The 21287-nt window shown below is 59.5% G+C and carries 14 protein-coding genes and 2 pseudogenes; 11 read left to right on the top strand and 5 right to left on the bottom strand.

Annotated features, from left to right (window positions below; genetic code table 11):
* Positions 1–38 precede the first annotated feature (38 nt).
* The 6 genes and pseudogenes from RHM58_RS25055 (at position 39) to RHM58_RS25030 (ending at position 6307) form a co-directional block, all read left to right on the top strand.
* Positions 39–1127, top strand: a complete 1089-nt coding sequence (locus tag RHM58_RS25055; protein WP_322268448.1) for a polyamine ABC transporter substrate-binding protein — start codon at positions 39–41, stop codon at positions 1125–1127.
* A pseudogene (locus RHM58_RS25050) lies at positions 1124–2424 on the top strand (NAD(P)/FAD-dependent oxidoreductase). The gene RHM58_RS25055 and the pseudogene RHM58_RS25050 overlap by 4 nt, the downstream one beginning before the upstream one ends.
* A 431-nt stretch (positions 2425–2855) precedes the next feature.
* Positions 2856–3452 (top strand): paraquat-inducible protein A, encoded by a 597-nt coding sequence (locus RHM58_RS25045; RefSeq protein ID WP_322268447.1) that lies wholly within the window; start codon positions 2856–2858, stop codon positions 3450–3452.
* Positions 3449–4105: a paraquat-inducible protein A gene (locus RHM58_RS25040; protein ID WP_322268446.1), complete on the top strand. Its 657-nt coding sequence runs from the start codon at positions 3449–3451 to the stop codon at positions 4103–4105. Before RHM58_RS25045 ends, RHM58_RS25040 begins: the two co-directional genes overlap by 4 nt.
* Entirely contained in the window at positions 4086–5741 is a 1656-nt protein-coding gene (locus RHM58_RS25035; protein WP_201203692.1) for an intermembrane transport protein PqiB, read from the top strand. The genes RHM58_RS25040 and RHM58_RS25035 overlap by 20 nt, the downstream gene beginning before the upstream one ends.
* A gap of 17 nt (positions 5742–5758) precedes the next feature.
* On the top strand, positions 5759–6307 hold the full coding sequence (locus tag RHM58_RS25030; RefSeq protein WP_322268445.1) for a PqiC family protein: 549 nt from the start codon (positions 5759–5761) through the stop codon (positions 6305–6307).
* 33 nt (positions 6308–6340) lie between these two features.
* On the opposite strand, the gene RHM58_RS25025 is transcribed toward RHM58_RS25030, so the two are convergent.
* From RHM58_RS25025 to RHM58_RS25005, 5 genes and pseudogenes are all read right to left on the bottom strand, one after another.
* Positions 6341–7618 carry a sensor histidine kinase gene (locus RHM58_RS25025; RefSeq protein ID WP_322270896.1) on the bottom strand — a complete coding sequence of 426 codons (1278 nt, stop codon included), beginning with the start codon at positions 7616–7618 and terminating at the stop codon, positions 6341–6343.
* Between the two features lie 26 nt (positions 7619–7644).
* A pseudogene (locus RHM58_RS25020) lies at positions 7645–10721 on the bottom strand (efflux RND transporter permease subunit).
* Positions 10718–11884 (bottom strand): efflux RND transporter periplasmic adaptor subunit, encoded by a 1167-nt coding sequence (locus tag RHM58_RS25015; RefSeq protein ID WP_322268444.1) that lies wholly within the window; start codon positions 11882–11884, stop codon positions 10718–10720. The pseudogene RHM58_RS25020 and the gene RHM58_RS25015 overlap by 4 nt, the downstream one beginning before the upstream one ends.
* The gene (locus RHM58_RS25010; RefSeq protein ID WP_322270895.1) at positions 11881–12978 is read right to left on the bottom strand and encodes an efflux transporter outer membrane subunit; all 1098 of its coding nucleotides are present in this window, start codon (positions 12976–12978) and stop codon (positions 11881–11883) included. The genes RHM58_RS25015 and RHM58_RS25010 overlap by 4 nt, the downstream gene beginning before the upstream one ends.
* 423 nt (positions 12979–13401) lie before the next feature.
* Complete coding sequence (locus RHM58_RS25005; protein WP_322268443.1) at positions 13402–14091, bottom strand: response regulator transcription factor; 690 nt, start codon at positions 14089–14091, stop codon at positions 13402–13404.
* A gap of 119 nt (positions 14092–14210) precedes the next feature.
* Here RHM58_RS25005 and RHM58_RS25000 point away from each other — a divergent pair, with 119 nt between their 5' ends.
* The 5 genes from RHM58_RS25000 (at position 14211) to RHM58_RS24980 (ending at position 20999) form a co-directional block, all read left to right on the top strand.
* Positions 14211–14903: a response regulator transcription factor gene (locus tag RHM58_RS25000; RefSeq protein ID WP_201196894.1), complete on the top strand. Its 693-nt coding sequence runs from the start codon at positions 14211–14213 to the stop codon at positions 14901–14903.
* Positions 14881–16254: a sensor histidine kinase gene (locus RHM58_RS24995; RefSeq protein WP_322268442.1), complete on the top strand. Its 1374-nt coding sequence runs from the start codon at positions 14881–14883 to the stop codon at positions 16252–16254. The genes RHM58_RS25000 and RHM58_RS24995 overlap by 23 nt, the downstream gene beginning before the upstream one ends.
* Before the next feature lie 305 nt (positions 16255–16559).
* A complete protein-coding gene (locus tag RHM58_RS24990; protein WP_201254972.1) occupies positions 16560–17228 on the top strand; it encodes a histidine phosphatase family protein in 669 nt (222 codons plus the stop codon).
* A gap of 322 nt (positions 17229–17550) precedes the next feature.
* Positions 17551–19275 carry a lipid IV(A) 4-amino-4-deoxy-L-arabinosyltransferase gene (gene arnT / locus RHM58_RS24985; RefSeq protein ID WP_201254971.1) on the top strand — a complete coding sequence of 575 codons (1725 nt, stop codon included), beginning with the start codon at positions 17551–17553 and terminating at the stop codon, positions 19273–19275.
* A gap of 197 nt (positions 19276–19472) precedes the next feature.
* Positions 19473–20999: an ArnT family glycosyltransferase gene (locus RHM58_RS24980; protein WP_201254970.1), complete on the top strand. Its 1527-nt coding sequence runs from the start codon at positions 19473–19475 to the stop codon at positions 20997–20999.
* The last annotated feature ends 288 nt before the right edge of the window (positions 21000–21287 follow it).

Here is a 21287-nt window from a genome sequence, read left to right as displayed (position 1 = left end):
CCAACGCCTAAAATCCAACAACCCGAAGAGGTGTCGATATGCGTCTATTGAAATCCGTGGTTCCGGTCACGCTGGCATTGTTGTTCAGCGCCGTCGCGCAAGCCCAACCCACCGTCAGCGTCTACAACTGGACCGATTACATCGGCGAGACCACCCTCGCCGATTTCCAGGGCAAAACCGGGATCAAGGTAATTTACGACGTATTCGACTCCAACGAGACCCTGGAGGGCAAACTGCTCGCCGGCCGCACCGGGTATGACGTGGTGGTGCCGTCCAACCACTTCCTCGCTCGCCAGGTGAAGGCCGGCGCGTTCCTCAAACTGGATCGCTCGCAATTGCCTAACTTCAAAAACCTCGACCCGAAACTGCTCGCGTTGCTGGAGAAAAACGATCCGGAAAACGCACACTCAGTGCCGTACCTGTGGGGCACCAACGGCATCGGCTACAACGTCGACAAGGTCAAGCAAGTGTTGGGCATCGATCACATCGATTCCTGGGCCGTGCTGTTCGAACCGGAGAACATCAAGAAACTCAGCCAGTGCGGCGTGTCGATGATGGACTCGGCGGATGAAGTATTCCCGGCAATCCTCAACTACATGGGCATGGACCCACGCAGCGAAAACCCTGAAGACTTCAAAAAAGCCGAAGCCAAGCTCTTGAGCATCCGGCCTTACATCACCTATTTCCACTCCTCCAAGTACGTGTCGGACCTGGCCAACGGCGACATCTGCGTGGCGTTCGGTTACTCCGGCGACGTGTTCCAGGCCGCCAACCGCGCCAAAGAAGCGAAGAACGGCGTGAACATCGCTTACGCCATTCCGAAGGAAGGCAGTAACTTGTGGTTTGACCTGTTGGCCGTTCCTGCCGACGCCGCCAACCCCAAAGAAGCCCACGCCTTCATCAATTACCTGCTGGACCCGCAAGTCATCGCCAAGGTCAGCGCCTCGGTGGGCTACGCCAACCCGAACCCGGCCGCCAAGCAGTACATGGACGTGGCGTTGGTGAACAACCCAGAGGTCTACCCTTCCCAGGAAGTGCTCGACAAACTCTACATTTCCACCACCCCGCCCCAGGCGATCATGCGACTGATGACCCGTTCCTGGAGCAAAGTGAAGTCCAATAAATGAATCAGTACCGCAACGAACACGCCCGTTCCTATTACGCCGCCAGTGCAAAAAAACTGGCGCCCTACCCCACGCTGGCTTCGGACCTTGATGCCGATGTCTGCGTGATCGGCGGCGGGTTTACCGGAGTGAACACCGCCATCGAGCTTGCGCAGCGCGGACTCTCGGTGATCCTGCTGGAAGCCCGGCGCATTGGTTGGGGGCTAGCGGGCGTAATGGCGGGCAGTTGATTCGCGGTATTGGCCATGACGTTAGCGGGTTCGCTCGTTATGTCGGCGCTGAAGGCGTGGATTACATGGAACGCGCCGGGGTCGAATCCGTGGCGCTGGTGGGCAATCGAATCCGCGAACACGGGATCGACTGCGACCTGCGCTGGGGCTTCTGTGAATTGGCCAATACGCCGGCGCAGTTCGCTGTGCTCAAGGCTGAGCAAGAGGAGCTGGTTCAATCCGGATACGCCCATGAAACCCGAATCGTCGGCCCAGAGCAGATCCGCCAGCAAGTGGTGAATTCCGGGGTGTATGCCGGCGGCTTGATCGACATGGGCTCCGGTCACCTGCACCCGCTCAATCTGGTCCTCGGCGAAGCGCGGCTGGCCGAATCCCTCGGCGTGCGGATCTTCGAGCAAAGCGATGTGCTGGAGATCATCCACGGCAGTACCGTGCAAGTTCGCTGTGCCGGCGGCACGATCCGCGCCGGCAGCGTGGTGCTCGGGTGCAACGCGCATCTGGAAGAGCTCGAGCCGAAGCTCAGCGGCAAGGTCCTTCCGGCGGGCAGTTACATCATCGCCACCGAACCGCTGTCAGCCGAGGTCGCCGCGCAATTGATCCCGCAGAACCTGGCGCTGTGTGACCAGAAAGTCGGCCTGGATTACTACCGGCTCTCGGCGGACCGACGCTTGCTGTTCGGCGGTGCCTGCCACTACTCCGGGCGCGATCCGGCGGACATCGCGGCGTATATGCGCCCGCAGATGCTCAAGGTGTTCCCGCAACTGGCGAACGTACGCATCGACTACCAATGGGGCGGCAAGATCGGCATCTCGGCCAATCGCTTTCCTCAGGTTGGGCGCTTGAGCCAGCACCCGAACGTCTACTACGCCCAGGGTTACTCGGGCCATGGCCTGAACGTGACTCACTGGTGTGCAAAATTGCTCGGAGAGGCAATCCATGCCGGGCACAGCCAAGGTTTCGATGTGTTCAGCGCGGTGCCGCACATGACCTTCCCCGGTGGCCGCGCCCTGCGTTCACCGCTGCTGGCGCTGGGTATGTTCTGGTATCGGCTGCGCGAAATGCTCGGTTAACTCCCCTCCTCCCTGTAAAACCGAATCCTGTAGGAGCGAGGCTTGCCCGCGAAGGCGTCCTTGAAATCGCCTTCGCGGGCAAGCCTCGCTCCTACGGGTCGACAGTGCAAACGTCGAAGATATCTGTGGTGGTTGTTCTCGCTGCGGGGGCGCCTGAACAACGGCACTGCCGGGCCGATCAGTTAAGGACCTAACACCGCAATCCCTGTGGGAGCGAGCTTGCTCGCGATGAGGGCATAACATTCAACATTTTTGTTGACTGTCACGCCGCCATCGCGAACAAGCTCGCTCCCACAGTTTTGCGCCTTACCTGACGGGCTCCTGCAACATGGCGACTCTGCCAGTCTTCAGCCTTTTAATTTGCTCAATCGCAAGGCACTTCTATATTGATGAGGTGCTCTGACTTTCCAGCCTCCTTGCGAATGCGACCCATGGCCACGACTGACCAGTTGATCATCTGCGAGCACTGCGACTGCGTGTATGAAAAAGTCACGCTCGCCAAACATCAGAAAACCCTGTGCACCCGCTGCGGCGGCGTGCTCCAGCGCTATAACGGCCTGACGGTAGAGCAGCGCCTGGCCTTGACCTTCACTGCATTGGTGCTGTGGGTTTTTGCCAATTTCTATCCGGTCATGAGCATCAACCTAAAAGGCCTGAAAAACAGCGCCACGCTTTGGGACTCGGTGCTGGCCCTGAGTCTGGGGCCGATCACGTTCATCGCCATGGTGGCGGCGATCGCCATGATCATCGCGCCGATCTTCCAGTTATTGCTGCTGATCTGGGTATTGAGCTTCGCCCTTGCACGCCAGCGCGCGCCGGGCTTCAGGTTCTGCATGCGCTGGCTGGAAGCGCTCAGGCCCTGGAGCATGCTGGAAGTCTGCCTGCTGGGTGCGATGGTCGCGGTCATCAAGCTCGCCGGGTTGCTGGATGTACTGCCCGGTATCGGCCTGTTCGCCCTGGCCGTTCTCAGCCTGATGATGATCCGCATCGCCGGGCGCGATATCCGTGAACTGTGGGACATTTTATGACAACGCCTCCGGTCGCCAGCGAACTCGGCCTGTGCCTGTGTCACAGCTGTGGCCTGGCCTGCGACATGACCAACGACCCTCACGAATGTGAGCGCTGCGGTGCGCCGCTGCATCGGCGCAAGACGAATTCCCTTGCCCGGACCTGGGCCTATATGTTCACGGCCCTGGCGTTTTACGTCCCGGCCAATCTGTTGCCGGTGATGAACACCCAAATGGTCGGCAACGGCGCCGACAGCACCATCATCAGCGGCGTGCTGGAGTTTTGGGAATCCGGTGCCTGGGACATTGCCTTGATCATTTTTATCGCCAGTATCGCGGTGCCTGGCATCAAGTTCGTCGCCCTGACGTTGCTGCTGGTGACTGTTCGGCGTGACAGCCAATGGGCGCGCAAGGAGCGGTCGAAGCTGTACCGTTTCGTCGAGGTTATCGGTTATTGGTCAATGCTCGATGTGATCGTGGTGGCGCTGGTGGCCTCCCTGGTCAAGTTTCAAGCCCTGGCCGATATCGAACCGCGTCCGGGCATTCTGTTTTTTGGCCTGGTGGTAGTGTTCACCATGCTCTCGGCGATGAGCTTCGATCCGCGGCTGATCTGGGACAGCGAGCTAGATAAACCAAATAACGAGGAGGTCATGGATGAAGTCGCAAGCCACTGACGGGCCGCAAGCCCCAGGTCAGGCCAGTATCAAGACCCGTCGTTTCAGCGTATCGCTGGTATGGATCGTGCCGATTGTGGCCGTACTGGTGGGGATCTCCCTGGTGGTGCACAGCCTGATGCAGGAAGGCCCGACCATCATCGTGACCTTCAAGACCGGCAGCGGCCTGACCGCCAACAAGACCGAAGTCAAATACCGCAATGTGGTTATCGGCCAGGTCTCGGATGTCGAATTGAGCAACGACCAAAAGAGTGTCGATGCCACGATCAAGCTGTCCAAACAGGCCGAAACCTTCACCCGCGAAGACTCGCAATTCTGGGTCGTGCGCCCGCGTATCGGGGCTGGCGGCGTCTCGGGCATCGATACTCTGCTGTCCGGCGACTACATCGGCGCCGATATCGGGCACGCCGATGGTCGCGCGAAGAACTTCAAAGGCCTGGAAAACCCGCCGCCCATCACCTATGGCGAGCCTGGCAAGCGCTTCAGCCTGCATTCCCAGGACCTCGGTTCGCTGGATATCGGCTCGCCGATTTATTACCGCAAGATCCCGGTCGGCCAAGTGGTGGCTTATGCGCTGGATGCCGACGGCAAAGGCGTCAATCTCGAACTCTTTATCCACGCGCCCAATGACGCCTATGTCACCGAGAACACCCGGTTCTGGAACGCCAGCGGCATCGACCTGAACATCGGCGCCAACGGTTTCGCGGTGAAGACCGAATCGTTGTCTTCATTGCTGGTGGGTGGCATCGCCTTTCGTGCTCCGGACTACAGCCCCAACGATCAGCCAGCCGCAGAGGAGAAAACCTTCGAGCTGTTCGACGACCAGATAACTGCCCTCGCCCCGCCCAACGGCAAACCGCAGTACCTGAGCCTGCGTTTCGACCAGGCCCTGCGCGGGCTCAAGGTCGATGCGCCGGTTGAATTCCTCGGCATGGAAATCGGCAAGGTGGTGGCGATCAATCTGGATTTTGACGAAAAGAAACGCAGCTTTCCGGTCAACGTCGGCATCGTGATCTACCCGCAACGCCTCGGCCAGGCGCATACCAAAATGATCAAGGCCTTGATGCATGACCCCAATGACGAGGCCGCAGGCATACGCCTGATGGGCACCTTTATTGAAAACGGCCTGCGCGCCCAGGCCCGCAACGGCAACCTGTTGACCGGTCAACTGTACATCGCGCTGGATTTCTACCCGAAAGCGGAAAAAGTCACGTTCGATCCAAATGCCCGGCCGGTCAGCATCCCGACCATCCCTGGCAGCCTCGAGCAATTGCAGGAAAAACTGGAGGCCATGGTCAACAAGATCAACCAACTGCCGGTGGAACGGATTGCCAGCAACCTCGACAGCAACCTCGTCGAGCTGCGCAAAAGCCTGGCGCAATTCAATACCAAGACTCTGCCCGGCGTGCAGACCACTCTGGCGGACGTCAGCAAGACCCTGAACTCGGCCAGCTCGACCCTCGCCGAAGACTCGCCGCAACGCGAACAGCTGACCCAGACCCTGGACGAACTCAAACGCATGTCGCGTTCCCTGCGTGAACTCTCGGACTACCTGGGACGGCACCCGGAATCGCTGATTCGCGGCCGCCCCGACAACGCGGCGCCGTCGGACCTGCAAGGGCCACCGCGTAACTGACCACAGGAGCAACACCCATGGCTTTTTCGCCAAAGTTTACGTTGGTTGCTGCGTTGTTACTCCTCACGGCGTGCCGCAGCGATCCGATTCACTTTCACACCCTGACCCCGGCACAACCTGCACGCGGCAGCGGCGACGAGATCAAGATCGAAGGCATCAGCGTGCCGCCTCAGGTGGATCGTCCGCAGATCGTCATTCGCCAAGGCAGCAGTGGCTTGGCGATCCTCGAAACCGACTGGTGGGGTGCAAGCCTTGCGGATGAATTGCGCAGCGCTCTGGTGGACCAACTGTCGAACGCCAACCCGCAGCACAAAGTGTCGCTGCGGGTGGATGTGCAGCGCTTCGACTCGATTCCAGGCCAGTACGGCTTGATCGACGTCAAATGGCGCCTGCGGCCACTCGGCGCCGGCGATAACACGCTGGTCACCTGCCGCAGCACGTTGCAGACGCCGTCAGGGCCGTCCATCGACGATCTGGTGACCGCCCAGCAGAACAACGTCAAACGCCTGGCCGCGGTGATCAGCCAAGCGGCCGCCGCGCAACGGGGTTGCCCGGCGGCCCTGTGATAAACACCATCCTTGTAGGAGCAAGCTTTGCTCCTACAAGTCGTGCGGCATCAGCTCAACGGTGAAACAGCAACCGTTTGGCTCAAGGCTGCTGAGCGCCACCCGCCATTGCTGCTTGGTACAGATGCGCTGAACCAGTGAAAGCCCTAATCCGAGCCCCTCTCCCCGGCTTTCATCACCCCGGACAAATGGCTGGAACATCGCGTGGCGCTTTTCTTCGGGAATACCGATGCCGCTGTCTTCGACACTGAAACCGTGTTCACACAACGTCAGCCGGATGTAGCCACGATCGGTGTAGTGCCAGGCGTTGCGCAGCAAATTGCTCATGACCGATTGCAGGAACGTCAGGTTATGCTGCTGCGCTGAGGTGTGGGTGGCATCGTAGATGAACTCGATACCCTTTTCCCGGATCAATCGCCCCCAAATATCGGCCAGGCTATCGGCGACTTCTTTTAAGGTCGCGCTAGCACCGGTGCCGGAATCCTCTCGAGCGCGAGCCAGCATCAGAAATGTTTCGACCAACTGCTGCATCTCGTGGCTGGCCCGGGCAATACGACTGACCTGCGCCGATGAACGAGGGTCCAGCGAGGGATTGCTCAGCAGCAATTCACAGGAACTGGCCAGTACCATCAACGGTGTGCGCAACTCGTGGCTGACATCGCTGGTAAAGAGCTTTTCCCGGCCCAGCGCAGCACGCAGCCGGCCCAGGGTCTGGTCGAACGACAGCGCCAGTTCCCCGACCTCGTCCACCGCATAATCGGGGTGCAGCGGAGGCGCCAAGTCCAATAACTGATCGCGATGGCGCACCTGGCGTGCCAGTCGAATCACCGGGGCCATCACCCGTCGCGCCAGTAGCCAGCCCAGGGTGACCGCCAGCGCAATGCTCAAGACGAAACCGACAATCACCACCGCGAACAACACATGCTCACGTTGTTCGAGACTGAGTTGGTTACGCAGCAACACGTATTTGCGCCCGCCCACCACCTCGGCCATGGCGTAGAAGTCGTCGCCCTGATACTCGATTTCCTGAAAACCCGGGGCCAGCGCTTCCAGTTCAGAGTCCATGGACAAGGCCCCCTGCCCGCCCTGGACAAAAAACAGCTCGTCCTTTTCAGGTCGATGGCTCCAGTCGCTGGTGTCATCCATCAGCAGCAGGCGGTTTAGCCCGCCACCGAGGCTGGTGGTCGTCAGCTTGCGCTCGACCACATGCACCGTGGCGATAATGCCCAGCGCAAAGATCCCGGCGACGAAGGCGCTCATCAGGGCAAATACGATCACAATCCGTTTGGTCAGGCTCTGTTTGAAATCCATACCCATGCGTGGCTCCACTGCCGGTTTCAAACTGGGACACCTGCGGTGTCGGGCTGCGTCCTGCGGCGCCGACGTTCGAACCAAAGATAGACCACGGGCGTGGTGTAAAGCGTCAGAATTTGTGAAACCGCCAAGCCACCGACAATCGCAATACCCAGCGGTTGGCGCAACTCGGAACCGGCACCATGCCCGAACGCCAACGGCACAGCCCCGAGCAAGGCTGCCAGCGAGGTCATCAGGATCGGTCTCAAACGCAACAAGCAACCTTCCCGGACGGCCTCACGGGGTGACAAGCCCGTCAACTGAGCTTGCAGGGTGAAATCGACAATCATGATCGCATTTTTCTTGACGATGCCAATCAACAGAATGATGCCGATCATCCCCAGCACCGACAGGTCCTGACCGCAAATGATCAGCGCCAGCAGCGCACCGAAACCGGCAGATGGCAGCGTCGAGATGATCGTCAGCGGGTGAATGGCGTTCTCGTATAGCACACCGAGCACGATGTAGACCGTGAGAATGGCCGCCAGAATCAACCAGGGCTGCGATTTCAGTGAATCCTGAAAGGCTTGGGCGGTGCCCTGGAAACTACCGACGACGGTGTCGGGCATCGCCACGGCCAGGGACGCCTGGTTGATTGCGCTGACCGCCTCACTCAACGCGTGACCGGGTGCCAGGTCGAACGACAGCGTAATGGCCGGGAACACGCCCTGATGGTTGATGATGATCGGCACTTGCTCGGTCTTGACGTTCGCCAGCAGGCTCAGCGGCACCAGGGCGCCAGAGCTTGATCGCACAAACAGATGCGCAAGCGTCGCGGTGGAGGTTTGCCAGCTTGGGTCCAGTTCCAGAATCACATGGTTCTGATCCAACTGAGTGAACATCGTCGCAATCTGCCGTTGGCCGAAGGCGTCGTACAGCACATCGTCGATGGCCTGCACCGTCACCCCGAGGCGTGCCGCCGTCGGCCGGTCGATGACCAGGGTCGATTGGGCAATAGCTTGTTGCTGGTCGGACGTCACGTGTTGCAACTGTGGCAACGTCTTGAGTTTTTCCAGCAATACGCCGCTCCAGTGGTCCAGCTCGACGCTGTCCGGGTCCTGCAAGGTGTACTGATACTGGGTTTTGCTGGCCCGGCCACCGATCTGGATGTCCTGGTTGGCCTGCATGTAGACCTTGATCCCGGACAACTTGTCGAGGGCCGGTTGCAAGCGGCGGATGACCTCGCCGGCGCTGGCGGTGCGCTCGCTGAACGGCTTGAGGTTGATCATCACCTTGCCTTGGCTGACCGTCGGGTTCGGGCCGATCCAGAAATACACCCGAGCCACCGCCGGATCCTGGCCGATCACTTCGGCAACACGGTTGACCTGCGCCCGCATGGCGATAGGTGAGATATCCGGCGCCGCTTCGGCGACGCCCTGGATCAAACCGTTGTCCTGCTGCGGAAAAAACCCTTGGGAATCGCGACATACAACACCGCCGTCGCCGCCAGCGTCGCCACGGCCACCGCCAACGTCAGCCGCTGGTGATCAAGCACCCAGTCGAGGCTGCGTCGATAGCCATTGTGCAACCCAGTGAACGCCCGCTCGCAAGCCAGGGCAAAACGTCCTTCCTCGGTTTCGGCGTGGGGCTTGAGCAGCCAGGCACAGAGCATCGGGGTGATGGTCAGCGAAACGATGCAAGACATGATGATCGCCACGCTGACGGTCACCGCAAACTCACGCATCAGTCGGCCGACAATCCCGGACATCAACAGAATCGGCAAGAACACCGCGATCAGCGACACCGTCATCGAGACAATAGTGAACGCCACCTCACGCAAACCATCGACCGCCGATTGCAGGCGCGATTTGCCCATTTCAAGGTGTCGGACGATGTTTTCCATAACCACAATGGCGTCGTCCACAACAAACCCGACGGCAATCGCCAGGCCCATGATCGACAGGTTGTCGAGACTGTAGCCCAACAGGTACATCACCCCGAACGTCGCCACCAGGGACAACGGAATGGTCAGGCTGGGGATCAGCGTCGCGGTGGCTTTGCGCAAGAACACAAAAATCACCACGACCACCAGTGCAATCGACAGCAGCAAAGTGAATTGCATGTCATTGACCGAGGCTTCGATAGTCTGGGTGCGGTCGCCCACCACCTGAACCTGCACATCTCGCGGCAATGAGGCGGTCAGTTCGGGAAGTTTTGCCTTGATCGTGGCGATCGTCGACAACAGGTTGAAACCCGGTTGCTTGTGGATGTCGACAATGACGGTTGGCTCGGCGCCCAACTGCGCGGCTTGCTGGGTGTCTTCAGCGCCGGCAATCACCCGGCCCAGATCGCCGAGCTTGATCGGCATGCCGTTTTTATAGGCAATGATCTGGTCGCGGTAATGCTGCGGGTCGAGCAACTGGTCGGTCGCCCCGAGGGTGATCGACCGTTGTTGTCCGTCCAGGCTGCCTTTGGGCTGATCCAGGGTGCTGACGCCAATCACGCTGCGCACGTCTTCCAGGGTCAGACCACGAGCGGCCAGCGCATCGGGATCGATCTGCACCCGCACGGCGGGTTTCTGTTCGCCGTGAAAATCCACCAGGCCCACGCCGGGCATCTGCGACAGACGTTGGGCGATGTAATTGTCGGCGTAGCGATCAAGTTCCGGCAGCGTGCGGGTCGGTGAGGTAACGGCCAGGGACATTACGGTGCCTTCAGCCGGGTTGACCTTGTTGAAGGTCGGCGCGCTGGACATGGTCTTGGGCAGATTGGGTGTCGCCGTGTTGATTGCCGTTTGCACATCCTGGGCGGCGCCATCGATATCCCGCGACAGGTCGAACTGCAGCACAATCTGGGTTTTACCTGCTGCACTCGACGAGGTCATCGACGTGACTTGCGGTACAGCGGCAAACGCCCGCTCCAGTGGCGTGGCCACTGAGGACGCCATGGTTTCGGCGCTCGCCCCGGACAGTTTGGCGGTGACCTGGATGGTCGGGAAGTCCACTGTCGGCAATGGCGCCACCGGCAGTTGAAAATAGGCGAAGGCGCCCAGCAGCATGACCCCGAGGGCCAGCAAGCTCAGACCGACGCGCCGTTGAATCAGACCGGCCAGCCCATTCATTGTGAAGCCTCCACCAGTGCCGCCGAATTGTCAGGCGTGACCGGCGTGACTTTCAGCCCAGGCGCGACGCGGGATTGCCCCTGCACCACAACGGTTTCGCCGGCCGCCAGGCCTTGGCGAATCCACTGTTTGCCTTCAACCACCGTCGCGGCATCGACCAGGCGCGGCTGCACCCGCTGATCAGCATCGACCACATAGACAAAGTTGCCCTGACGCCCGAATTGCACCGCATCGGCCGGCACCACGGTGACGTCACGGCGGGTCTGGACCAGCAACCGTGCGCTCACCAATTCCCCCGGCCACAGTTGACCGGCGGCATTGTCGAATTGGGCCTTGAGCTGGATCTGCCCACTGGCAGCGGCCACCTGGCTGTCGATGAAACTCAGTTGGCCATGGGCGATTTCCTGGTGACCGTCGCGCGTCATCGCGACAACCTGTAACGCGCCTTTGGCGTTTTCTTCGAGGATTTCTGCCAGATCATCCTGGGACACCGCGAAAGCCACGGAGATCGGATTCATCTGGGTAATCGTCACCAGCCCCGTAGCCTCAGCACCATGGGCAATGGAACCGACGTCGAGCAGGCGCTGGCCGGTGCGGCCGGTCAACGGCGCCTTGACCTGGGTGAATTCCAATTGCAGGCGCGCGGTATCCAGTGCTGCTTGATCCGCCTGCACGGTAGCTTGCTGGGCCGCCAGATTAGCGCGGAAAGTGTCAACGTCCTGGGTCGGGCCGGCCTTGGCAGCGGCCAGTTTGCTGGCTCGGTCCAGGCTGACCCTCAGATTGGCCAACTGCGCCTGATCCTTGGCGACCAAGGCTTGGGCTTGAGCAACCTGGGCCTGATAAACCCTCGGGTCGATCACCGCCAACAGGCTGCCGGCGGTGACGGTTTGTCCCTCATTGAACAGGATTTTTTGCAGCTCGCCGTCCACCCTCACCCGCACATTCACACTGTTGAGGGCCTGCACATTGCCGATGGCACTGATCCAGACCGGCAAGTCCTGACGACTGACTTGGGTCATCTGCACCGGCACCGCCGCTGCTTCAGACTTCGCCGGCGCTGCCTGGGCCCGCTTGATCCATTGAAAACCGCCGAGGGCTGCGCCGAGCGACACAATCACCAGGCCCCAGAGAGCAACGCGACGACGTGGGTGTAGAACATTCATGGGTGAGCCACCTGGGAAGGAGAATTGGAAGCGATGGTGGCGGCGGAAAAATCCCCGCCTAAGGCGCGAAACAAACCGACAGCGGCCTGAAGGTGTTGCAGGCGCACCTGCAACAGCGTGTCTTCGGCCTGGTACTGGGTGCGCTCAACGATCAGTAAGGTCTGGAAATCGGTAGAGCCCAGCCGGTAGCGAACCTGTGCCAGCCGCGCGGCTTCGCGGGCCGAATCGACGGCCGATTGGTTCAAGGCGTAACTCTTGTCCAGCTCACGGGCGGCGCTGACCTGGGTTTGGACGTCTTGCAGCGCCTCGATGATCGACTCACGGTAATTGGCGGTCAGCTCCTGCACATGAGCCTCGTCGAAATGCAGCTGGCCCTTGAGCTGGCCACCGGCGAACAGCGGCTGACTTAGGGTGCCGATAGCGCTCCAGATCTGTCCGCCGGCGATCGTATCGATACCGCCCAGCAGGTCCAGTGAGAGGTTGGGCAGAAACGCGGCACGGGCCACACCGACATCGAAGTTCGCCGACGTCAGCCTCGCCTCGGCTGCTTGAATGTCTGGACGCTGACGCAACAAGCCAATCGGCAGGCCGGTCGAAGGCTGCGGCACTTGCAAGGTGTCGAGCCCGTTACCTTGCAGATGAAAGCCTTGGGGTGGCGCGCCGACCAGTACCGCCAATTGGTACAGCGCCAAATCCCGTTGCTGACGCAACCCTGGCATCGCCGCTTCAAAGGTCTGCATGGCATTGCGTTGCTGAGCGACTTCGAGATTCGACACCGCGCCCTGGCTGGCCTGGACTTCCACCAGGTCGAGCACTTGCCGGGCATCGTCAGCAATCGACTGGGCCAGACGCAGGCGTTCTTCCAGCGACAGCACCTGGAAGTAACTGTCAGCAATGCTCGCGCCCAGAGTCATACGCAATGTATGGGCGTCGAACACACTGGCGTTGGCCAGGGCGTCGGCGGAATCGGCTGCCGCACGCTGTTTGCCCCAGAAATCCACCTCGTAGGTGGCTTCGGCAAAGACGCTGCGTTTTGCCGTGGTGCCGTAGTTGTTCTGACGCTGGAAATTGCCCCCAGATTCAGCGCCGGGTATTGGCCGGCGCCCACGACTTGTGCTGAAGCACGCGCCTCGTCAATCCGACTGACCGCAGCCTTGAGGGTGTAATTGGAGGCCAGGCCACGGGTGATCAGCGAGTCGAGTTCGGTGCTGTGAAACTCGCGCCACCACTGCCCGCCCGGCGCTGATTGGCTGTCTGGCGTGCCATCCCACTGTGCGGCCACGGGCAACTCGGGTTGCCGATACTCGGGCACCATCGAGCAGCCGCTCAGCGCCAGCACGCCGAGCAACATCAAAGACATCGGTGAATAACGCGCGGAACGTAAGGTGCGCACCGCCAAGGTTGCAACGGACATGGGCTAGCTATCTCCCGCTTGAGCCTCTGTGGACTAGTCCACGAATGAGGCGAAGATAGCGAGGAGTGCCTGCCAGAGCGTTCGTCGGTAGATAAACTTTTATTTAATCTTGCGGCGTGTTGACCTGAAAGCTGTAGCCGACGCCGGGCACAGTCTTGATCAGCGAGTCATCAAAACCTTCATCGAGTTTTCGCCGCAGGCGATGGATGTGTTTGTCGATCACGTTGTCGTTGGGGTCGAAAGCGTAGTCCCAGGCGCTGTCGAGCAGCATGTCGCGGGTCACCACCTGGCCGCTGTGGCGCATGAGTTTTTCCAGCAACAGGGCTTCGCGATGCTGCAAGGCAATAACCCGTCCCTGGCGCACGGCGGTACGCGTGGCGCAGTCGAGTCGCAACTCTCCGACCTCTAGCTGACGTACCGGCCCGTTCGATTGATCGCGGCCGCGCATCAAGGCATCCAGACGCGCCAGCACTTCGGCGAATGCATAAGGTTTGGCCAGGTAATCGTCACAACCGGCTTGCAGGCCTTCGACCTTTTGCGCGGTGGACGCCTGGGCGCTGAGCATCAGGATCGGCACCCGCTGGCCACGACTTCGCAAGGCCTTGATCAACTCGATGCCGTTGAGCCCGGGTAAGCGTCGATCGACAATCAACGCGTCGTGAATCGCTTCCAGGGCCATGTCCAGGCCACTGTTGCCGTCGCTGGCGATATCGACGACATGGCCACTTTCCGTCAACCCGCGCAGCAGGTACGCGGCGGTCTGGGCATCGTCTTCAACCACAAGAATGCGCAAGGAACGGTCTCCATGAAATCCAACCTAAACTTTTATTTAACCGGCGGGAACGTAGCTTCGCCCAAGGCTTTGACACACTATGCCACCTCTGTCCCGACTACGTGACCGGTTCAACTGCCATGACCCATGTTTTGGTCGTCGAAGACGACTTGCCTACTGCCCGCGAAATCGAAGCGGCCCTGTGTGATCACGGCTTCACGGTGAGCTGTGTCGACAATGGCCGCGAAGGCCTGTTGAAAGCCTTGAGTGAACCCTTCGACCTGATCGTCCTGGACCGCATGTTGCCTGGCGGCCTGGATGGTTTAGGTGTGCTCACCGCATTGCGAGCGGCCAGCGTGAGCACTCCGGTGCTGATTCTCAGCGCCTTGAGTGCGCTGGACGAGCGGGTTCGCGGCTTGCGCGCCGGGGGTGACGACTACCTGACCAAACCGTTTGAGTTCATCGAGCTGACAGCACGCCTCGATGCCTTGTGCCGGCGCCGTGCAGAGCCGCCCGCGACGACTCAGGAACCCCGACTGCGAGTCGCCAACCTGGAAATCGATTTGTTGCGGCGAACAGTACGCCGTGGTGAACGGGTCATCGAACTGGTGCCTCGCGAGTACGCCTTGCTCGAGCATCTGATGCGCAATGCCGGGCAAGTCATCACGCGTACCATGTTGTTTGAAGCGGTGTGGAGTTACGCCTACGACGAGCGCACGAATGTGATCGAGGTCCACATCAGCCGCTTGCGACGCAAGGTTGATGGCGAAGGCGATCTGCCGATGATTCACACCATTCGTGGAGCCGGCTATGTACTCCGTTCACCTGAGTGAAATACCGCGCACCATCAGTTTTCGCACCGGCCTGCTGTTTCTTGGGCTATTCGGTTGCTCGTTCCTGGCGCTGTTCGGCTACATCTATTGGCAAACGGCGTTCTACCTGAAAACCGAAGCCGATACGGCGCTCTATCGGCAAGTCGAAAACCGCAGCCTGCAATCACCGGAGTTGCAGTTGGCCGAGATTCGCAAGCATGCCGTGCAGGATGTCGAAGGCCGACTGCCTCATAGCCTGTTCGACGAACAAGGCAAGTTTATCGCCGGAGCGATTCATCGCCTGCCGCCGTTCGCCGAATACGACAAACCGCAGGAGTTTCGCTGGCTCAAGGATAATGGCCACCATCGTCCGGTACGGTTCATGGTGCATCGCCTGCCCGACGGCAAGACGTTGCTGGTCGCCCAGGATATGCACGATATTCGCGAGTTCGATGAACTGCTGATCAATGCTTTGTATTCCGGCGGTGTTCTGTTGCTGGTAGTCGGTCTGTTCGGTGCGGTGCTGCTGGGTTACTCGGCCCACCGGCGCCTGGATAAACTGAGTCGTTCAATCAAAGGCATCATCGAGGGTGACTTGACCGGTCGGCTGCCGATCCTTGGTAACAACGACGATATCGACCGTCTGGCTGGCGTGGTCAACGGCATGCTGGATGAGCTGGAACGGTTGATGAGCGAAGTCAAAGGTGTCTGCGATGACATCGCCCATGACCTGCGCACTCCGCTGACCCGGCTGATCGCAGGCCTTGAGCGCGCCCAGCGGCGTGGTCTGGATGAAGCCCAATATGCCACCAGCATTGACGCGGCACTCACCGAAGCCAAGGGCCTGCTGTTAACGTTCAAAGCCTTGCTGCGCATTTCGGAAATCGAAAACAGCGCGCGCCGCAGTCACTTTGCGCCGCTGGATTTGAATGTAATAGCGGCCGATGCTGCGGAGCTCTATGAACCGCTGGCCGAGGAACGCGGCATCAGCCTGACATTCAATAGCAGCCAGATGCCGGCCGTTATAGCCGGTGATGCGCAACTGTTGTTCGATGCTGTCTGCAACTTGCTGGACAACGCGATCAAGTTTTCACCGGACCATAGCGACATTCACCTGACGGTGATCGCTGACCAGATTGCTGTGGGGATTCGCGTGACGGATAACGGACCGGGTATTGCGCCGGCTGAGCGCGAAGCGGTATTGCGCAGGCTGTACCGCGCCGAATCCAGCCGGCATACGCCGGGTAACGGCCTTGGACTGAGCATGGTCTCAGCGGTGGCGCGCCTGCACGACATGGAGCTGGCCGTCAGTGATGCGGCGCCTGGCTGCCGAGTCGATTTGCTTGGCAGACCCTCCACGGAAACAACTTGAAATAATCTACACGGCGTATTTGATAGTGATTTTCAAATACTCCGTATCATTACTCGTCAATGGACTACGCTGCTGTCACTGAAACTAAAGGGAGAGGGTTTCTTGAATAACAATGAATTTCCGCAAATTTTTCACATTCGTTTCACCGCGCTCATACGCCCCGCCCCTTAGTGTGTTGCTCATCGTTAGAAGTACGACTAAGCAACTTCAATTTTCGTCGAAACTTTCCCGGCCAAGGCTGCGTTGCGTGCAGTTTTCGGGTTATTCAAAGGGGCAAGACCGTGGTCGAATCAGTGACATCCGCAATGCCGTCCCGTCGAGGATCGCCATCGCGACTCACCAAAATCATCAGTGTGTCAGCCTTATTGACGGTGGCCGTCCTGGTGACGGGCTTCATGTGGTGGCATCGATCCCCGACAGATCTTGGCAGTGCAAGCTCCAAGGTCCAGGCCGAACTGATCAAGCATTGGCAGGCCGGTGACGTGGTGGTGCTGGTTCGCCACGCCGAACGTTGCGACCGTTCCAGTAACCCGTGCCTGGGTCCGGCCGACGGCATTACCCAACTCGGCAGCCAGGCTTCCGCGGCGGTAGGCCAAGGCTTTGTGAGCCTGGGCATGGCACAGACTGATGTCTTCGTCAGCCCGGTGACCCGCACCGAGCAATCGGCACACGCCATGTTTGGTAAAGCAGCGGTAACTCAGGAATGGCTGGCCAGTTGTGGCAGTACCCTGCGTAACGATGTCGTCGCGCATAAGGTTCCCCATCGCAATTCGGTACTGGTCACACACAGCGGCTGCATCGGTGATTTTGAAAAGCAGACCGGTTTCAAGCACGCTGCCGCCAGCGAATACAGCAGCTCCTTGTTTGTCAGCATTGACGCTAACGGACAACTTCAGGTGCTGGGTATACTGAATGACGGTGATTGGCATTCGCTGTTGCGCGAAAAAAACGCTGAAGTAACGAACGCGCAGTGAATCACTTGTTAGATGCCAAACGTAATACAAGGTCAAAATAATCAACGGCAATGAGTAGCAAGCTAATTAGTTTGCTGCTCATTGACAGATCTATGTAAGAAAGTTTGTCTTTTACTTGAATAACTGGACATTGGCGGATTCCAAGCTTGAATTCCTTCAGGAACCGTTCAGCCGGGAAGGTTGATAGTTCTCTGGATTCAGGGAAAACACGCACATTCAGCTGCCGATATGCCTGCATTCACTCAAACCAGCGTTGTGCCTGCGCAGGATTGCGCCGAGCTCCTCGCTGAACCAAGCAACGTCCCTGCGTTAAGGTCGATTCATGACGTCCCATAACAATCTGTTGCAACATCCTGCGGCGCATGCGTCCCGCCGCCCTACGCCAGAACCCACAGCCGCCGAACGCTGGATCGTTCCCGGCTTGCTACTGGCCTTCGTGGTGTTCTATTTAGTGCCACTGGTCACCCACGGTTTGTGGATCCCCGACGAAACCCGCTACGGCCAGATCAGCCAGGAGATGCTCCTGAGCGGCAATTGGGTGTCCCCGCACTTCATGGGCATCCGCTATTTCGAAAAACCCATCGCCGGCTACTGGATGATCGCCATCGGCCAGGCCGTGTTCGGCGATAACCTGTTTGGTGTACGAATCGCCTCGGCGTTGAGCACCGGGCTGAGCGTCTGGCTGACTTACCTGATTGCCCGTCGCCTTTGGAACGACCCGCGTAAAAGTGGCGCCTGTGCGTTGCTCTACATGAGTTTTGGGTTGATCGCCGGGCAAGCCGGTTATGCGAATCTCGATCCGCAGTTCACGCTCTGGGTCAATCTGAGCCTGGTTGCGTTGTGGTTTGCCATCGATAGCTCATCGTCCAAAGAACGAATTGGTGCGTGGGCCGTATTGGGCGCCGCGTGTGGCATGGGCTTCATGACCAAGGGATTCCTCGCCTGGCTGTTGCCGGTGTTGATCGCCCTGCCCTACATGCTGTGGCAGCGACGTTTGGGCGAATTGTTGCGCTACGGGCCGATAGCGGTCGTCGTGGCGGCCGTGGTCTGCTTGCCGTGGGTGCTTGCCATTCACTATCGGGAACCGGACTTCTGGCGGTTTTTCTTCTGGCACGAACACATTCGCCGGTTCGCCGCCGAAGATGCACAACACACCCGTCCGTGGTGGTTCTATCTGCCAATGCTGGTGGTATCGAGCCTGCCGTGGGCCGCGTTGCTGCCATCGACCTTTATCCAGGCCTGGAAGAACAAGCGCCAACCGGCGATTGGCTTTCTGCTGCTGTGGATGCTGTTGCCGCTGGCGTTTTTCAGCCTGAGCAAGGGCAAGTTGCCGACCTACATCATGCCGTGCCTGCTGCCGCTGGCGTTGCTGATGGGGCATACCGTGGTGGGTCTGATTGAACAGGCGAAAGGCCGGGCCCTGCGTATTAACGGTGTACTCAATGTGGTGCTGGCCAGCGCTGCGCTGATCGGCTTGGTTTACGTACAAGCGACCCGGGAAATTTTCGAAAACACGGAGATGTTCAGCCTGTCCCTTGGCTACATCGTGCTGGCCGGCTGGATCATCGCCAACGCAGTGCAAGTCTCGCGGCCATTGACGCTCTGGGCGGCGCCGGCGCTGGGGATCTTTCTGCTGGTGGCGCTGCTGCCGGCCGCGATGCCCGGCAAGATCGTCAACAGCAAGATGCCTGACCAGTTTATCGCCGAACACCTGGATGCCTTGGGTCAAACGAGCTCATTACTCAGTAACGACCTGGGCGCGGCGTCGGCGTTGTCCTGGCGGTTGAAGCGTCCGCAAGTCGATCTGTTCAACACTATCGGTGAGCTGAAATATGGTCTCGACGACCCAGCCATGGCTTCGCGCAAAGTCACCATGGATAACGTCGGCCAATGGATGACCGAAGCGCGCAAGAAAGGCTCGGTCGGGGTGGTGATGCGGGTCAACAGTGTTCAGGAAGTTCAGGAAGTCGCCTTGTTGCCCGTGGACGGCAAACGCTACCAGCGCGGCAACCTGGAAATTCTGATCTTCCCGCAAACCCAGCCCTGAGTTGTAACAACAAAAATTAAACCTGTGGGAGCGGCTGCCTGTGGCGAGGGAGCTTGCTCCCGCTCGAGTGCGCAGCGCTCGCAGGATTTTGGGGCCGCTTCGCAGCCCGGCGCGAGCAAGCTCGCTCGCCACAAATGCGGTGTTCGCCACCTCTACCAATGTATGCAACTACTTAAAGTTCTACAGGGAAACCCTCAATGAAGTTTTGGGCAAGTGACAGGGGCGCGCTGTGGCTCCTGCTGGGCGCGACTGCGCTGATGTTGTTGTTGGGTTTGGGCACTCGGGAGTTGTGGGGCGCGGAAACCCGCTGGGCCAACATCGCCCTGCAGATGCTCCAGAGTGGTGACTACTTCGACCCTTATCTCAAGGGCGGGCCGTATTACGATAAACCGCTGCCGTCCTATTGGCTGATCACCGCCACGGCGTGGCTGACCGGCGGCCTGGGTCACTGGTCGCTGCGTCTGTCGTCGGTGATATCGGCGTGGCTGAGCGTCTGGCTGGTGTACCTGATCGGCGAACAATTGTTTCGCAAAGGCACCGGCCTGATCGCTGGCTGGATGCTGGCGACGACTTTCTACTTCATATTCTGGGCGAGGGTTGCCACGGCCGACATCTTGACCGTGTGCGGCGTACTCGCGGCGGTCTGGTGGTACTGGCGTGGACCGGACGACACGCGCCTGGGTCGCTACCTGGTGTTTTTCCTGCTGTTGTCGCTGACCTCGCTGTTCAAGGGTTTGATCGGCTTCATCTTGCCGGGCCTGGTGCTGTTGCCTCATCTGTTGCAGGAAGGTCGCTGGAAGCGCCACCTCAACCTGCGGCTCTGTCTGGCCCTGGTGATTGCCGGCGTGTTCTACATGACGCCATTCATCCTGTCCCACTTCTACGGCGCGCCGACCTACGGCGAAAGTGGCCTGGGCCTGGTACTGCGGGAAAACGTCGTGCGGTTTTTCCAGCCGTTCGACAACATTGGCCCGATTTACACTTATCTGATTTACCTGCCGGTCTACACCCTGCCCTGGGCGCCGTGCTGGATCATCGGATTGTGGGTCGCCATACGTCACTGGCGCAATGTCGAACCCAATACCCGCTGGCTGATCTGGGGCCTGGGTCTGCTGATGCTGTTCTTCACCGCCAGCGGAAGTCGCCGCAGTTATTACGTGTTGCCACTGGTGCCATTCGCGCAATTGCTTGGCGCCTGGTGGATTACCAAGCGAATGGCGGAACGCAACGCGGCGGGTCGGTTTGGCAGTCGCAGGATGAAGATCGGCGTTGGCGCGGCCACGGTGCTGATGCTTGCGGTGCTGGGTGTGCTCTACCCATGGACCAACGGCGGTGGCGGCGTGGTCCAGTTCGGTGAGACGGTCAAGCTCGAGGCCAGCAAGCGTGCGCCGTTGAACGAGTGGCGCATGGTTATGATCGAAGTCGATAACAAAGTACCGATGTACCTGCAAACCGGGGGCGCGCCGTTCTATTACGTGCAGGAAAACCAGGACTTCCCCCGCACCGGCGACAGCGCTGCGTTGATGGCTTGGCTTGAGACCACCAGCGGCCAGCATTGGGATCCTCAGCGCACCATCATTGTGGCGCAATACCGCAATGGCGGTGACCTACCCCTGAACTACCTGAGTGCCGACCATCAGGTCATCACCACCACGCCCACCAACGGTGAGCGAATGTTCCATGGTCGTGAAGACCAGAGTGTGGCGTTTATTCCCCAATCCTGACCTGTACCGATAACCCTGTGGGAGCGAGCTTGCTCGCGATGAGGGCATTACATTCAACATCATCGTTGACTGTCATGCCGCCATCGCGAGCAGGCTCGCTCCCACAGTTCGTTTCCAGACACCTTCCCGATTGCGTCATCACACGGATTAACGTTTTTTTTGACATTTTTTTCACATTCTCGGATCTACATTCGCCGCGCCTCAAACATGCAAATGATTCCTATTGATCTAGAGTTAATGAGAATCTCTCTGCAAGCATTGCGCATGTAAAAATCAAAAAAATCCGGA

It is taken from the genome of Pseudomonas sp. 10S4, assembly GCF_034344865.1.
In the GTDB taxonomy this organism is placed as follows: Bacteria; Pseudomonadota; Gammaproteobacteria; order Pseudomonadales; family Pseudomonadaceae; genus Aquipseudomonas.
Note: the sequence above shows the minus strand (reverse complement) of the source record. Positions and strands in the feature narration are given on the sequence as shown.

Excerpts from the sequence above, each read along its gene's own strand:
- RHM58_RS25055 (WP_322268448.1), top strand. The coding sequence starts at position 39 with ATGCGTCTATTGAAATCCGTGGTTCCGGTCACGCTGGCATTGTTGTTC.
- RHM58_RS25045 (WP_322268447.1), top strand. The coding sequence starts at position 2,856 with ATGGCCACGACTGACCAGTTGATCATCTGCGAGCACTGCGACTGCGTG.
- RHM58_RS25040 (WP_322268446.1), top strand. The coding sequence starts at position 3,449 with ATGACAACGCCTCCGGTCGCCAGCGAACTCGGCCTGTGCCTGTGTCAC.
- RHM58_RS25035 (WP_201203692.1), top strand. The coding sequence starts at position 4,086 with ATGAAGTCGCAAGCCACTGACGGGCCGCAAGCCCCAGGTCAGGCCAGT.
- RHM58_RS25030 (WP_322268445.1), top strand. The coding sequence starts at position 5,759 with ATGGCTTTTTCGCCAAAGTTTACGTTGGTTGCTGCGTTGTTACTCCTC.
- RHM58_RS25025 (WP_322270896.1), bottom strand. The coding sequence starts at position 7,618 with ATGGATTTCAAACAGAGCCTGACCAAACGGATTGTGATCGTATTTGCC.
- RHM58_RS25015 (WP_322268444.1), bottom strand. The coding sequence starts at position 11,884 with ATGAATGTTCTACACCCACGTCGTCGCGTTGCTCTCTGGGGCCTGGTG.
- RHM58_RS25000 (WP_201196894.1), top strand. The coding sequence starts at position 14,211 with ATGACCCATGTTTTGGTCGTCGAAGACGACTTGCCTACTGCCCGCGAA.
- RHM58_RS24995 (WP_322268442.1), top strand. The coding sequence starts at position 14,881 with ATGTACTCCGTTCACCTGAGTGAAATACCGCGCACCATCAGTTTTCGC.
- RHM58_RS24990 (WP_201254972.1), top strand. The coding sequence starts at position 16,560 with ATGCCGTCCCGTCGAGGATCGCCATCGCGACTCACCAAAATCATCAGT.
- arnT (WP_201254971.1), top strand. The coding sequence starts at position 17,551 with ATGACGTCCCATAACAATCTGTTGCAACATCCTGCGGCGCATGCGTCC.
- RHM58_RS24980 (WP_201254970.1), top strand. The coding sequence starts at position 19,473 with ATGAAGTTTTGGGCAAGTGACAGGGGCGCGCTGTGGCTCCTGCTGGGC.